The sequence below is a fragment of the Flagellimonas yonaguniensis genome, from assembly GCF_029193885.1.
In the GTDB taxonomy this organism is placed as follows: domain Bacteria; phylum Bacteroidota; class Bacteroidia; order Flavobacteriales; family Flavobacteriaceae; genus Flagellimonas; species Flagellimonas yonaguniensis.
The window spans coordinates 445,012-458,547 of the sequence record NZ_JARFVB010000001.1; the positions used below are offsets into that span (position 1 = coordinate 445,012).

Below are 13,536 nucleotides of genomic sequence, written 5' to 3' on the forward strand. Positions count from 1 at the left end.
AAATGGTAAATATATAGTTGTTAACTTCAACGTAGCTTAGCGACCCAATAAACAGGATGGATGAACTACTTACTGAAATACGGAACTGTTCCCATTGTGAGGAGCATTTGCCCTTAGGGCCCAGACCCATTGTTGCTGCCCATCCTGATTCAAGAATTGCCATTATTGGGCAGGCACCAGGAACTAAAGTGCACCAAACAGGAGTTCCATGGGATGACCCCAGCGGAAGGCAGCTTAGAAAATGGCTGGGTGTAACGGACGAACAATTTTATAATGAACAGCTTTTCGCCCTGATCCCAATGGGATTTTGTTATCCGGGCAAAGGAAAATCAGGGGATTTGCCACCACGTCCCGAGTGTGCTCCCTTATGGCATAAAGCTTTGATAAGTCAGATGCCGAACTTGACATTGACCATCTTGATAGGTCAATACGCACAAAACTACTATTTGGGTAGTACGATGAAGCGAAACCTGACCGAAACAGTCAAGCACTATCAGGAATATTTGCCCGATTGTTTTGTACTGCCCCATCCATCGCCAAGAAATCGATTTTGGTTGAGCAAAAACCCATGGTTTGATCTAGAGGTACTCCCAGAGTTGAAAAAAAAGATTTTAAATAGCCTGGTTTCTTGAATCTAACCTCTAATATCTCGACCCATCATGCTTCCCTTTTTGCCATCCCACTTCGCCCAAATATTTTTCTGCACTTTCCACGGCCCCATCTTCAATATTTGTACCCATGGAATCGTTCCAGCGGTTGAGGTAACCAAAAAGTGAGATAACCCCCATCATTTCTACGATTTCGCCATCATTCCAATGTTGGCACAGCCGTTTTTTAATATCGGCATTAACCGTATTTGGTACTTGTGAGGCAGCCAAAGCAAAGTCGAGCGCAGCTTTCTCTGCGTCGGAAAAGGCACTGTGGGTCCTATATTCCCAAATGTTGTCCAATTGCTCCTGTTTGGCACCGTAGCGTTCCGCCGCCCTAATGGCATGTGCTTGACAATAGCGGCAGCCCGTGGCATTGCTGCTTACCCAGGCAATCATTCGTTTTAAAGCAGAGGTTACACGGCCCTCATTGGCCATTACCGCTTTGTTAAGGTTGATGAAAGCCTTGGAAATCGCTGGTCTATGCTGCATGGTCAGCACGGAATTGGGACAAAACCCAAGGGTTTCGTTAAAGAACTCGGCCAGTTCTTTGGTTTCCAGATCATGATCTGGGCATAGGGGATCAACTAAAGCCATTATGATATTTAATATTGTATTTTTGGAATCTACAAGAAACAAAAATTAAATTTCATGACAAATCACGTCACTACTACATGGCTGGGTGGAACCACTTTTGAAAGTACAAATCCTTCTGGACATACGATTAAAATTGACACATCTCCAGAGCATGGATGGGGAGGAGAAGGACTACGGCCCAAGGCATTGATGCTTACTTCATTGGCAGGTTGTTCAGGATTGGATGTGGCTTCGCTCATGAAAAAAATGAAACTTGAAGTAGAAGAGTTCAAGATCGAGACCATAGCCAACCTTACGGAGGAGCACCCTAAATATTACGATTCTGCGATTATAGAGTATCATTTTACGGGGGCCAATCTTAAGGAGGACAAACTTAAAAAAGCGGTAGACCTTTCCGTGGAAAAGTATTGTGGTGTTATGGAAATGTTCAGAAAATTTGCCAAATTGGACATTAAGATTTTCTATCACAACAAATAGGCTGAACACAAAGGACAATAACCTCAAGTTCCTTTTTGACGAAATAGGGTTTCTCGTAAATCCTATATTGTATGCCGTAAACATTAAAATTAAAAACAAATGTGGCTAAAAAAGAATGGGTTATATGTGTTATTGGCGATTTCTGTCGTTCTTGCGGTCTTAGGGGTCGCCACTTCTAATTTCATCTTTAAATCGGGTACCGCAGGCATGGGGATAATTATTATCCTAGTGCTTAATATGGGTTTAAAAAAGAGTGCGAAGGATACATGGTGGATTCTTGCGGCATTTTTGTTTTCCATCATAGGGGATTGGTTTTTATCCAATATGAACGGGGACAGTCTTATGTTCGTCAAGGGAATTGCCCTTTTCTTTTTGGCACACGTAGGGTATCTGCTTTATGCCTTGGCCAATGGTCGCATTAAAGAAGTCTTCACGAGTATTTTATTGGCGGCCTATTTGGCATTTTTCTTTCTGGTGCTCTATCCCACCTTTACCGATGTTTCTTTGATGGTCGCATCTTTGGTGTATTTGCTCATCTCCTGTTTTTCTTTGGGAGCGGCCATGGGAATGAAGAGCAATCCAACAGCAAAACGAAGCTTTATTCTGGGTATTGTTCTCATTATTTTTTCTGATACCATTATCGCTTTTAAAGAATTTGTGGACTATCACACCTTCGATTTTCTGATTACACCTACCTACTACCTCGCCCATATTTTCATTACATTTTCACTCATCAAAAGATTTGAAAGCAACGTCCCAACATCAAACTAATACCTAATATGCGCTGGACCATTAAACCAAGACCCGAACAAGAATCCATTGACCAACTTTCCAAAGCCTTGGGGATAGATGATTTGATTGCCCAGTTATTGATTCAGCGCGGAATCACTAATTATGATGAAGCAAAGGCATTCTTCCGACCAGAATTGAATCATTTACATGACCCTTTTTTGATGAAGGGTATGCACAAAGCCGTTGAACGGATTGAGCAAGCCATGGACAATGGGGAAAACATATTGGTTTATGGAGATTATGATGTGGATGGAACCACTTCGGTGGCTTTGATGAGTTCCTATTTATTGGAAACTTACCCGAATGTAGCGACCTATATTCCTGATCGTTATTTGGAGGGATACGGAGTTTCGTTTCAAGGTATCGATTTTGCGGCCGACAATGATATTGGCCTTATGATTGCCTTGGATTGTGGCATCAAGGCCATCGAACAGATAAAATATGCCAAGGAAAAAGGTATTGATGTAATTGTTTGCGATCACCACCGACCAGGGAAAGAATTACCTGAAGCCGTAGCGATTTTGGACCCCAAACAAGAGGATTGTGAATATCCGTACAAGGAACTTTGTGGATGTGGGGTTGGCTTCAAACTGATTCAGGCTCTGGGAGCAAAGCAGGGCAAATCCATCGATGATATCTTGCTTTATCTGGATTTGGTGGCCACCGCCATTGCTGCCGATATTGTTCCAATAACCGGAGAAAACCGAGTGCTGGCCTATTTTGGACTGATGGTCATCAACGAAAACCCGAGAACAGGGATCAAAGCATTGATTGATCAGACCAAAAAAAGGGAACTTACCATTACCGATGTAGTGTTCATCATTGCCCCGCGAATCAATGCAGCAGGACGTATGAAACACGGACAACATGCTGTCGCGTTACTTACCGAGACTAACTTTGCCCAAGCACAACAATTTGCGGCAGAAATTGAACTGTTCAATACCGAACGAAGAAGTTTGGATCAAGAAATCACACAGGAAGCCTTGATTCAAATCCAAGAAAACCAAGAAGAAGATAAGTATACTTCAGTGGTCTATAGCGAAAACTGGCACAAGGGCGTAATAGGCATTGTGGCATCACGATTAACGGAGACCTACTATAGGCCCACACTGGTGTTTACCAAAAGTGGGGATAAATTGGCCGCCTCGGCCCGATCGGTCAAAGGATTCGATATCTACAATGCCCTTGAAGGCTGTTCCGATTGTTTGGAGCAGTTTGGGGGGCACATGTACGCAGCAGGTCTCACGTTATTGGAAGAGCAGTACGAAGCATTCAAAAAACAGTTTGAAAAAGTAGTATCGCAAACCATCGACCCAAAACTGTTGCAGCCCGAAATTTCCGTGGATGCCAAAATTTTAATGCATCAGATTACACCAAAATTAATGCGGATCTTGAAGCAATTTGCCCCGTTTGGCCCGGGAAACATGACCCCAATCTTTATGGCCGAAGGGTTAAAGGATACCGGTTATGCACGTGGCGTTGGGGAAGGTGAAAAACACTTAAAATGCAGTCTCTATCAACCAGGTTCCAATCCCATTGGGGGCATTGGGTTCAATTTAGGTGACAAATTGGATATAGTTAAGGGCATAAAACCATTTGATGCCGTATTTTCGTTGGATGAAAATGAATGGAACGGAACGGTGAGCCTTCAACTAAAACTAAGAGATATTCGCTAGCTATTTATGGACCCCTACGCAGCACTTCGCTATAAGGAATTCAACATGTTTTTACTGGTACGCTTCGCCATGGTATTTGCATGGTCCATGCAGTTTATTGTGATTGAGTGGCAGGTGTATTCGCTAACCAAAGACCCACTTTCGCTTGGTATTATTGGGTTAATGGAAGTCATCCCTGCGGTGAGCATGGCCCTTTTTGCAGGTCACATTGTAGATCAGCGGGAAAAACGAAACCTTTTGGTAACTTGCATTGCGGGATTCTCCGTTATAAGTCTTGGCTTGTTCTTGTTGAGCTGGCCTGGGCTTGAAGAATCATGGGAATCCAAAACCATACTGTATTCTATTTACGCACTAGTATTTTTAGGTGGTTTTGTACGGTCGTTTTTGGGCCCGACCATATTTTCATTGATTGCGTTGATCGTTCCCAAGAAAATATATCCCAATGCCGCTACGTGGAGCAGTTCCACATGGCAATTGGCATCGGTTTTGGGTCCTGCACTGGCAGGATTTTCCATTAGCTGGATTGGAGTGCATTGGAGCATGTGCGTTATTTTCGGGTTTTCTTTATTTGCTTTAATTTTCCTCTTCCAGATTCCCAGAAAGCCTATTTTAAATCCAAAAATCGGTGAACCCGTCTTTCAAAGTCTACGTGATGGACTCAAATTTGTTTTTGGTAATAAGGCCATTTTTGGTGCACTTACTTTGGATATGATTGCCGTGCTTTTTGGTGGAGCCGTAGCGCTGTTGCCCGTTTATGCCCAAGACATTTTGCACGTGGGTTCGGAAGGATTCGGAATTTTACGGGCAGCCCCTGCTGTGGGAGCTTCCATTACCATGTTGGGGTCCACCAGATTTCCTTTGCACAAAAAAGCGGGTAAAAAATTACTGATGGCGGTTTTTGCTTTTGGAATCTGCATTATCGTCTTTGGATTGTCGGAATTGTTTTGGTTATCCGTAATCGCCCTGTTCTTGAGCGGTGCGGTAGATGGAGTTTCCATGATCATACGCCAGACCATCCTGCAATTAAAGACCCCGGATAATATGCGCGGTAGGGTAGCTTCGGTAAACTCCATGTTTGTAGGGTCTTCCAACGAGTTGGGTGCTTTTGAAAGTGGATTGGCCGCTAAATTACTGGGAACGGTGACCGCGGTGGTGTTCGGTGGATGCATGACACTTTTGACTGCGGGCACAACGGCGATTGTATCGCCTACCTTTAGGCGATTGGACCTTCAAAAGGACATTGATGAGCATGAAAAGGAAGATTAGTTTAAAGGGTAACGTGCGTTTGACATAAAGAGGTTATTAATCATTTGGTGATTAATAGGTAGAGCTTAATTGTCAGGTCGAGCGCAGTCGAGACCCTGTTTTTATGACTTCTCGACTGCGCTCGAAGTGACAGTCTACCTTAAAAAGTCCAATATTTACAGACATCAATTTCTTGTTTCAAACTCTTGCAAGCTTAATTTTTCGCCATCAAAAACGGCATAGGTAAAATAAGAAATCCAATCCCCGAGGTTGATATAGGTCGATTTTTCGTTGAGTTTGATTTCCATCGGAAGATGGCGGTGACCAAAAATAAAATGGTCATAGTGTTTATCTTCCAACTTACGTTTGGCATATAAAATCAACCATTCTTTGTCCTCTCCCAAGAATTTGGCATCGGCTTCGCCCGAAATTATCTTGTTGTTCACGGATAAATGTTGTCCCAAACGCACCCCAAAATCAGGATGCAACCATTTAAAAAACCATTTGGCCACAGGATTGGTAAATACCTTTTTCATCCGTTTGAAGCCTTTGTCGTGTGGCCCCAGTCCATCGCCATGACCAATAAAAAAGGAAGTGTCGTTGATTAAAAATTGTTGCGGTTTATGGTATACTGGAATGTTCAGTTCTTCTTCAAAATATCCGTTCATCCAAAGGTCGTGGTTGCCCACAAAATAGGTGATGGCAATTCCCATATCCGATAGTTCGGCCAGTTTGCCCAAGGTGCGCGTAAAGCCTTTGGGAACCACGGTTTTGTATTCGAACCAAAAGTCGAAAAGATCGCCCATTAAAAAAATGGCAGCGGCATCATCCTTGATGGAATCCAACCAAGCCACAAACTTTTTCTCACGGGGCAGACTATCCTTTCGGGTGGGAGCCCCGAGGTGGTTATCGCTAGCGAAATAGACTTTTTTGCCTTTAGGAAGTGAGATATTGTCCAATTGGGTCTACGGAAAAAGTTTATAGATGTCATTTCGTTTTACAAAACGAGACAATATTAGGATATTGTTTTCGTAATAAAAACCAAGTCGGTATGAACCTATTCGCATTCTGAAAGCATTCGGGTGTCCTGTTAGTTTCTTAATGGATTTAAGCTCGTCCAAAACTTTGGCCTCTTTCATTTCAAGAATGATAGGCTTTAACTTTTGCTTTATCTTTTTATCATTAATCTTTCTTAAATCTTTTTCAAGTGATTTATGATATTTGATTTTCATTCATCAAGGATTTTGAAAATGTCATCCTCATCGGTAAAATCTTTGTTATCAGCTTGTTGCATCAAAAGGAGAAGCCCAAGGTCTTCTTTCTCTTCTTCTGATAGCTTTTCGAAACGTTCCAGTTCTTTGTTTTTAACATATTCAACCACGGCCTTTTCCATCAAGGCCTTAACGCTTAGATTTTCAAAAGCGGAAAGCACTTTGAGTTTTACTACCAGTGATTTATCGACTTCAATCAGTTTTTTAACATGTTCCATAAAACTTGGTCTTTCAAATTCTATAGCAACAAATATATAAAATATATACCATATATATTATTTTTTGTAACGTCTATTGCTTCGTATTCTGTTGACCACATATACCACGATTACGAAAAGGGCCAATATGGGGAATAATAAATCAGTCATAACTACTTTTATTTTTTAAACTTTTCCAATGCTTTTTTAGTGTTCGGTGACAGTGCCAATTTTCCGGATGCTTCGGCACGTTCCAGTAATAGGTCGTCCCAATGCTCGGTTCCTTCCCACAACACTTTTTTCATTTCGGCCAGGGCCTCGGGATTATAGGTCGCCAGTTTTTGCAGGTGAATGTCCAGTTCTTTGTCCATTTCGGAAATGGAATCGTACACCTTAGCATAGAGGCCTTGTTCTTTGGCCCAATAGGCATTTTTCCATTCCGTGGGATACAAAGTGAGCTCTGCTAAAGCGGTTTTTCCCATTTTACGTTCCACAGCGGGAGCAATCACAAAGGGACCAATTCCTATGGAAATTTCCGATAGCTTGATGGCCGCATCGACAGTTGCATGTACATAATCGCATGCCGATGCCAATCCGACCCCGCCACCAACGGTTTTCCCTTGCACCCGTCCGATAATCGGTTTGGGACATTTGCGCATGGCATTGATCACATGGGCAAAACCACTGAAAAACTGTTTGCCTTCCTCTACATTGGACACGGCCACCAATTCATCAAAAGAGGCACCTGCACAAAATGCTCTTTCCCCTTCGGATTTCAAGACAATGACGGAAACTTCATCGTTTTCCCCAAGCTTGTCAAATTCCTTGGCGAGACGGGCCAAAAGTTCGGACACAAAGGAGTTGCTGGCGGGATGGCCAAATTCGACCGTAGCAATTCTATTTTCTATTCGGGTGTATAAACTTCCGTTGGTTCTATCTGTTGTCATTAAAGTTGATTATCAGATGTCTTTGAGCACTAAATTAAGGGTTTTGCACCAAGGGCCTGAACTTTCTTCTAAATTTCCAAACCAGGGAGAATCCGCGAATCATCATCCAGACCACAAAAGCGATCCAAATGGCATAAAAGCCCAACCCCAAATACATGCCTAAATAAAGACAGGGGATAAAGCCTAAAAAGGTGGCGGCCAAGAGTACATTTCTCAAGTATTTCATTTCGCCCATCCCTTTGAATATGCCATCAAAAATAAAGGCTAGGGTATTCATGGGCAGTCCAAGAATCACAATGTAAAAGATGCTATAAAAGGTGTTGAGCACGATGTCCTCATTCGAAAACAGGTAACCGATAGGCCGGTAAAAAATAAACCCGAAGCACATGAGGACGAAGCTTACGATCATCCCGTACTTGAATATGGTCTTGGCGAGTTTCCACAACCCATCGTAATCTTCAGCGCCCAAAAGCTTACCTCCCATACTGTTGCCCGCTGCGGCATAGCCATCAATAAAAAATGCGGCGAATAACCAAAGGTTGACGGCTATGGTATGTGCACCGATAAAGCGGTCTCCCAATGTGGTGGCTTCGCGAACCGCCAACATTAAAGCAGCATTGAGGGCCAAGGTCCGTACAAAAAGGTTGAGGCTCATGAAAATCAACCGTTTGATCTCCTTGTTTAACGGAAAGGTCAGTTTTATGCTGATATCTGTCTTCTTTATCAATAAAATGAGAGCCAATATGGCCATAATGGCCTGGGCTATCAAACTGGCCCATGCTGCACCCTCCAAATAAAGAGCCGGAATGAAACCTTCAACTCCATAAACCAAGGCAAAATCCAATATTATATTAAGACCTGCGCCCAGCATGGCAATGACCATCGGGTAAAAGGTGTTCTGCAATCCACGGAAGATGCCAAACACGGCAAAGGTGAACAGCGTGAGGGGGAATCCCCAGACCCGAATGGAATAATAGGAAACACAATACTCCAAAATTTTGCCGGATGCGTTGAAGAGCGAAAAAATCTCCTCGATGACAAAAATGGTGGTGAGCAGTACCACAAGGCTCAAAAGAATGTTGAGGAAAATGGCCTGTGCTGGCATGTTTTTTACTTCGTCAAGTCTTCCAGCACCCAAATACTGGGATATGATGGCAGAAATGGAACTACGTGTTTGACCGAGTACCCAAATAAGCATGGACAAAAAAGAACCAACGATTCCCGCTGCAGCTAAAGACTCCAGTCCATCCACGGGGATGTTGCCCACAATGGCCGTGTCCGTAATGGAAAGGATGGGTTCCGCAATGCCCGAAATGGTAGCGGGAATCGCCAATTTGTTGATGCTCTTAAAATTTACCTGTGTGCTCAAATCGGGCGCAAGTTACAGCACTAATTCATAACAATGAAAAGGATGATTGCTTTGTTTGGGAAAGAAGATATCGCCGAGTTTTTGATATCCTCTTTGCTCGTAAAAATGCTGGTTTCTTTTGTTTTGGGAAAAGGTGTCCAACCGCACCGATACAAATCCGCTTTTCTTGGAATAATTTTCAGCAAAATCCATCATTTGTTGGGCCAGTCCCTTGCCTTGAAGGTCTGGGTGTACTGAAAGACGGTGGATATACGTACTGTTACCATTGGGAGTGAGCCATTGGATGGGTTTGTATTCTTCGTCCATCAATGTGGATATTACGATGGTGCCCTGAATGGAATTGTTTTCTTCCAACACGAAAAGTTCATCACGCTCAATGTCTTTAATAAAGGCTTCTTTGGTGGGGTAGTGCTCGTTCCATTGAAAAATTCCGTTCTCCTGCATTTTTATGGCACAGGCTTGGGTTATGGTCAAGATATCGGGGATTTCAGATATCTTTGCGTGTCTTATCATTGATTCGTTTCAATTTAATTGTAAATTTAAGGTTTAATCGTAATCACCAAACCATGAACAACATACTTGTACCCATTGGAACTTCTCCCAATGCAGCACAAACATTACAATATGCGGTTGACTTTGCTTCGGAATTCGGGGCCAGGATCTACGTTATGGATGTGTTTGCCGTAACCACGGCCGTAGGAAGCTTGGCCAATGTGGAAGAAAAGGTTGCCAAGAGCAGCAAGGAACATTTAAAGGAAGTGATAAACCAAGTGGACACCAAAGGTGTTGAGATAAAAATGGCCACCTATAATGGCGATATTATCGATGGTTTAAAGAGCATTAACAAAGAACTTGGCATTGACTTGATCATTATTGCACCTAGGAGTAATGATATCCAAGAAGAGCTTTATTTGGGGAACACTTCAGGAAGAATCATCAAACAGACTGAAATTCCCACCTTGATCGTTCCCAAAGGAACAACCTTTAAACCAGCGGAAAAGATATTGACCGCTTTTGGGTCTGGAATTTTGAAAAGAAGCAGTATTCTGACCCCATTGATAATGATCAAAAACAAATTCAGATCGGAAGTAAGCCTATTATTGGTAAAAAGACCAGGGTATACCGAGGATGACCTTAAGGTAAACACCGCTTTGATGGATTTAAGCTCTCATTTGACAATTACTGAAAACGGCACCACGTATTTGGGGGTAACAGAGTATTTCCAGAAAGAGCATCCGGACATGCTGTGCGTGTTTCGTAGAAAGCGTGGGTTCTTTAAAAAACTATGGGAAAAGAACACGATACCAAAATCGGAATTCTTTGTAAAGATACCCGTGCTGGTACTCAGCGTTAAAAAAGATTAAGGAAGCGGCGCAATTTTTGATACTTTCGGAAAAAAGTATTTCCTTTGCGCTCTCTTTGGGGGATTAGCTCAGTTGGCTAGAGCGCTTGCCTGGCAGGCAAGAGGCCACCGGTTCGAATCCGGTATTCTCCACTAATGTTTACAAGGGCTTCAAGAGTTTATGACTTTTGAAGCTTTTTTCATTTGCACGCAATTTGCACGCAATTTTGGTTTCAAATTAAACTTAGTTTTTTATGATATAAACTGGTCTGTTTTGATGTTTTTCACTCTTTGGAGTATATTTTGAAAGAGTATCACATCATCTATTACATTCTTAACTTCTTCTTAGCTTTAAAAAGCTATGTCCCATAAAAGGTGAATTTACGAAACCATGAAAGAAACCACAATTGAGACTAACTCTGGGAAAGTAGTAATTATTGGAGAACCGTTCCTTAAATCGCCCGTTGTGAAAGACTGGAGTGAAAAACCAGCAGATTCCTTTAAATTCTTCGGACCAAGAAATCTTTTAAAAAACTTCAAAAAGAAGTTCAATTCTTAGGTGAGCACGAACGACTACAACACTGTGTAAGGTTTAAAAATATTTGAGTAAGGTTTCTAAGAAATATTCCTTTATAACCTATCCGAATCTGGCCAATATTCCTCGTCCAATTTAAGCTCATACTTCTTGAAAAAGAAATGATTGTTTACCATAGGATTTTTGTCATTGTAAAAGAAGGTTTCGGTTAATTGTGCAATAAGTTTTTCCTTCAGTTGCTTTTGGGACAATTTCTCTTTCCTTATCCATAGAAATAATCTTTTTAGAAGATTTTTCTACCTCAGGTTTTTCAACTAATATTCTTCCTTATTCTTTGGGATGTATAACAAATGTTCACCACTGTGGCTGTTCTCCCTTATACACACCTTTCCATTGAAAGGAAAGATTTCAACGGATTCGGCGAGTCCTTTACGAAATAAAAACATTGATGTTTTAAATCTTCACGATGACTATTAAAGAAAAATATGATATTAAAATAGCCTTAATGCCAACTTTTACCGTTTTTGTAGGACTAATTGAATCAGCTTAAAAAATATCAATCTTAAACAAAAAAGTGAGTGTTCCGTTTTTTTATAGTTGATATCATATTACTCCTCCAATATTTTTTTTAAGTATTCAGAGACTTCTTCGCATTCGGGAACAAATATTTTGGTTATAAAAGCCTCATTATCAACTTTGTATTTTTCAAACATCCTTGAACCATTATTTTTTGAATGAGTTACATTGGCAATTCTATCGCAAAACTTTATGAATGAAGCATTTTTGGTCTCTCTGATTCCCTTATAGTATTTGTCATTGGCCCGCTCCTGCCTGGTCCGTCCCTTTTCATTTGTCAAGGCATAAGCAAGTTCAGCAATTGTTTCATTTGTCTCCCTCTTGACATCGTTGTAGGTCTCTCTTGCATCTTCAATAATATCGTGTACCCAACAAGCAGCCAATACATTTTCCCGTTCATCAAATTCTATCAAGTGTATAAATTTCAAAGCTGTTTCAAACACCATGTTTAAATGAAAATCATAATCATGTTCGCCATATTTTTGATTTACACTTTTATGTTTTCTGATAGCGTAGTCTTTTGTTCTTTCCAGTATATCCATAATTGTATGGTCTATTTTTGTCTTTGGAGAATTATGGTCACCTTCTCAAGGAATTCAAAATTTGTTTTAAGAAAAGAGAAAACCCAAATAGTCATTACATTAAAACTTGAGTAAATATCCTGATTCTTTTTCACTTTTTGCTTCCCAAAACCAATGGGAAGATCATTCATATCATTCTCCAACTACTAGTGGATGGAGGCATAGATGTTCTTTCAATCAGGTTTTCATGTTTTGAACCATAGGAGTATATTGATAAATTTCATTAAAAAAGGAATCTCCACAAAAAATCTACCTGGAATATTCTCCTTTCGCATAAGAAGCCAATATGGATGCATTTGGTGTTTTACAATTATTCGGGAAATCGGAGAAATAGATACATTTCGGAATACCTTTTTCAAAGGTGATCCTAACAGTTCCTGGACTGTTGGTTTTGAACCCGTTGTATCTGTAATTTGCGACCAGCTCTGTGGGTCTTCCTCTGGCATTTGTATATTTTTTTACACCGGATACACTGTTTGGAACGTAACGATTGAATGCCCAAGTTTTTGCCTGGTCGTCCACTAGGTCGTCTATCAATCTTTCAAAGTCTTGGTCACCACTTGGCCCTCCTGAATTTTTCATTTTTTCATATTTGCTGCGCTCCTTCATTCGAATTGCCGGCCGGTCCAATGCAAACAATCGCAAATTCTCTTCAAGGCGCTCAATAGAGGGACTGGAACAGGGATTAAGATTGAAGATCATGGTCATATCCGTTGCCAGACCTTTGGCTTTATGGGCCATATCAACGGTATTTCCCATGGCGTTGGGATCGGTCATAATCTCAATAGTAGTCTTTAGTGCGTTTCTGTTCTGTATGTCACGAACGGTCAAATAAGCCCCGTAAAGTTGAGGACGTGCATAGATTCCTGTACCCACGGTTTCCCACTGTACGCATGTCCTATCCGTCTCCACCCCGAAAACATCGGTTTTGACTCGTTCCCTAACGCAAACATCTTCCATAATCTCAACTTTATCATAGGGTAGTGCTTGAGGGCAATGCTTTCCAAAAGCCCTTAGATATTGACTGAATAAAGATAGGAATTCCATGTCCTCCCTGGTCATTTCAATGTTTTCAAAATGCCCCCGAAAGATATAGTCAAAGAACTCTGCATAGTATAATCCTTCTGTATTCAGTTCCATGGAATCGCCGCTCTTTTTAATATTGATTGGATGTTGTTCAATAGGGTAATCAAAGGAACTAAGGAACATAACTATCATTATAAGGACTGAATTTTTTAAATACGTATTTTTCATCGGTTCAAATTTTCTATAGAAGTTTTTAAG

The 13,536-nt window shown here is 41.3% G+C and carries 16 protein-coding genes and 1 tRNA gene; 8 read left to right on the top strand and 9 right to left on the bottom strand.

Translation table 11 applies throughout. The features are described from left to right. Positions 1 to 56: 56 nt before the first annotated feature. Positions 57 to 632 (top strand): uracil-DNA glycosylase family protein, encoded by a 576-nt coding sequence (locus PY092_RS01990; protein WP_275614181.1) that lies wholly within the window; start codon positions 57 to 59, stop codon positions 630 to 632. A gap of 9 nt (positions 633 to 641) precedes the next feature. Here the strand turns inward: PY092_RS01990 and PY092_RS01995 are convergent, their stop codons facing one another. Continuing rightward, positions 642 to 1,244 carry a carboxymuconolactone decarboxylase family protein gene (locus PY092_RS01995; RefSeq protein WP_275614182.1) on the bottom strand — a complete coding sequence of 201 codons (603 nt, stop codon included), beginning with the start codon at positions 1,242 to 1,244 and terminating at the stop codon, positions 642 to 644. A 54-nt stretch (positions 1,245 to 1,298) separates the two neighbouring features. Between PY092_RS01995 and PY092_RS02000 the strand changes: the two genes are divergently transcribed. The 4 genes from PY092_RS02000 to PY092_RS02015 all read left to right on the top strand — a co-directional run bounded on the left by PY092_RS02000 (position 1,299) and on the right by PY092_RS02015 (position 5,455). Continuing rightward, on the top strand, positions 1,299 to 1,721 hold the full coding sequence (locus tag PY092_RS02000; RefSeq protein ID WP_275614183.1) for an OsmC family protein: 423 nt from the start codon (positions 1,299 to 1,301) through the stop codon (positions 1,719 to 1,721). A 99-nt stretch (positions 1,722 to 1,820) separates the two neighbouring features. Continuing rightward, on the top strand, positions 1,821 to 2,492 hold the full coding sequence (locus tag PY092_RS02005; protein WP_275614184.1) for a lysoplasmalogenase: 672 nt from the start codon (positions 1,821 to 1,823) through the stop codon (positions 2,490 to 2,492). Between the two features lie 8 nt (positions 2,493 to 2,500). After that, positions 2,501 to 4,189: a single-stranded-DNA-specific exonuclease RecJ gene (recJ, locus tag PY092_RS02010; RefSeq protein ID WP_275614185.1), complete on the top strand. Its 1,689-nt coding sequence runs from the start codon at positions 2,501 to 2,503 to the stop codon at positions 4,187 to 4,189. A 6-nt stretch (positions 4,190 to 4,195) separates the two neighbouring features. Further along, entirely contained in the window at positions 4,196 to 5,455 is a 1,260-nt protein-coding gene (locus PY092_RS02015) for an MFS transporter (protein WP_275614186.1), read from the top strand. 164 nt (positions 5,456 to 5,619) lie between these two features. Here PY092_RS02015 and PY092_RS02020 read toward each other — a convergent pair whose 3' ends face one another. The 6 genes from PY092_RS02020 to PY092_RS02045 form a co-directional block, all read right to left on the bottom strand. Beyond that, entirely contained in the window at positions 5,620 to 6,384 is a 765-nt protein-coding gene (locus PY092_RS02020) for a UDP-2,3-diacylglucosamine diphosphatase (protein WP_417958143.1), read from the bottom strand. A gap of 15 nt (positions 6,385 to 6,399) precedes the next feature. Beyond that, positions 6,400 to 6,666: a type II toxin-antitoxin system RelE family toxin gene (locus tag PY092_RS02025; RefSeq protein ID WP_275614188.1), complete on the bottom strand. Its 267-nt coding sequence runs from the start codon at positions 6,664 to 6,666 to the stop codon at positions 6,400 to 6,402. Continuing rightward, positions 6,663 to 6,923, bottom strand: coding sequence for a hypothetical protein (locus PY092_RS02030; RefSeq protein WP_275614189.1), 261 nt, complete (start codon positions 6,921 to 6,923; stop codon positions 6,663 to 6,665). Before PY092_RS02030 ends, PY092_RS02025 begins: the two co-directional genes overlap by 4 nt. Positions 6,924 to 7,081: 158 nt before the next feature. Then, entirely contained in the window at positions 7,082 to 7,849 is a 768-nt protein-coding gene (locus PY092_RS02035) for an enoyl-CoA hydratase/isomerase family protein (protein ID WP_275614190.1), read from the bottom strand. Positions 7,850 to 7,883: 34 nt separating this feature from the next. Continuing rightward, complete coding sequence (locus PY092_RS02040; protein ID WP_275614191.1) at positions 7,884 to 9,218, bottom strand: MATE family efflux transporter; 1,335 nt, start codon at positions 9,216 to 9,218, stop codon at positions 7,884 to 7,886. 12 nt (positions 9,219 to 9,230) lie between these two features. Beyond that, positions 9,231 to 9,731, bottom strand: coding sequence for a GNAT family N-acetyltransferase (locus tag PY092_RS02045; protein ID WP_275614192.1), 501 nt, complete (start codon positions 9,729 to 9,731; stop codon positions 9,231 to 9,233). A 53-nt stretch (positions 9,732 to 9,784) separates the two neighbouring features. On the opposite strand from PY092_RS02045, the gene PY092_RS02050 reads away from it, so the two are divergent. From PY092_RS02050 to PY092_RS02060, 3 genes are all read left to right on the top strand, one after another. Continuing rightward, complete coding sequence (locus PY092_RS02050) at positions 9,785 to 10,582, top strand: universal stress protein (RefSeq protein WP_275614193.1); 798 nt, start codon at positions 9,785 to 9,787, stop codon at positions 10,580 to 10,582. A 57-nt stretch (positions 10,583 to 10,639) separates the two neighbouring features. Next, positions 10,640 to 10,713, top strand: a tRNA-Ala gene (locus PY092_RS02055). Positions 10,714 to 10,951: 238 nt separating this feature from the next. Next, positions 10,952 to 11,119 carry a hypothetical protein gene (locus PY092_RS02060; RefSeq protein ID WP_252080919.1) on the top strand — a complete coding sequence of 56 codons (168 nt, stop codon included), beginning with the start codon at positions 10,952 to 10,954 and terminating at the stop codon, positions 11,117 to 11,119. A 584-nt stretch (positions 11,120 to 11,703) separates the two neighbouring features. On the opposite strand, the gene PY092_RS02065 is transcribed toward PY092_RS02060, so the two are convergent. Together PY092_RS02065 and PY092_RS02070 are read right to left on the bottom strand one after the other, a co-directional pair. Beyond that, positions 11,704 to 12,213, bottom strand: coding sequence for a phosphohydrolase (locus PY092_RS02065; RefSeq protein WP_275614194.1), 510 nt, complete (start codon positions 12,211 to 12,213; stop codon positions 11,704 to 11,706). Positions 12,214 to 12,501: 288 nt separating this feature from the next. Beyond that, positions 12,502 to 13,392: a hypothetical protein gene (locus PY092_RS02070; RefSeq protein WP_275614195.1), complete on the bottom strand. Its 891-nt coding sequence runs from the start codon at positions 13,390 to 13,392 to the stop codon at positions 12,502 to 12,504. Between the last annotated feature and the right edge of the window lie 144 nt (positions 13,393 to 13,536).